The 689-nt window shown below is 45.4% G+C and carries 1 protein-coding gene; it reads left to right on the top strand.

The window, feature by feature from the left end; genetic code table 11:
- Positions 1-15: 15 nt before the first annotated feature.
- Positions 16-689: SDR family oxidoreductase (locus A3751_RS20115; RefSeq protein ID WP_156492674.1), on the top strand; the 674-nt coding region annotated here is incomplete at its 3' end.

Raw genomic sequence — 689 nt, 5'->3', positions numbered from 1 at the left:
TTTAAGGATTAGATCATGAGTTATTTCGTAACCGGTGGAACCGGCTTCATCGGACGTTTTTTAGTGGAAAAGCTTCTTGCGCGCGGTGAGAAGATTTACTTGCTAATGCAAGATACCAGCATGCATAAATATGATGCATTGTTAGAGCGTCTTGGTGCGACTTCGAAGCAAGTTATTGCAGTGAATGGCTCGCTCACTAAAAAGAATCTTGGTATTTCCAAAGCAGATATGGACAAGCTCAAAGGTGACGTTACGAATTTTTATCACCTCGCCGCTATCTATGATTTATATGCTCCTGCAGAGGTGCAAGAAGCCGTCAACATTGAAGGTACACGCAACGCTATTGCTGCCGCTAAAGCGATGAAAGCAGGGTGCTTCAACCACGTCAGTTCAATCGCCGCTGCAGGTTTGTATCGTGGTATTTTCCGTGAGGATATGTTTGAAGAGGCGCAAAAACTAAACAACCCATACCTAAAAACCAAGCACGAATCTGAGAAAATTGTTCGAGAGGAGTGCAAGGTGCCTTGGCGCGTATACCGCCCTGGTATGGTGGTTGGACACTCTAAAACAGGCGAGATCGATAAGGTTGATGGCCCGTATTACTTTTTCAAAATGCTGCAAAAAATTCGCAGTGCAATCCCTCAGTGGATGCCTACAGTAGGTATCGAGGGCGGGCGTATGAACATCGT

Source organism: Oleiphilus sp. HI0080 (assembly GCF_001635135.1).
Note: the sequence above shows the minus strand (reverse complement) of the source record. Positions and strands in the feature narration are given on the sequence as shown.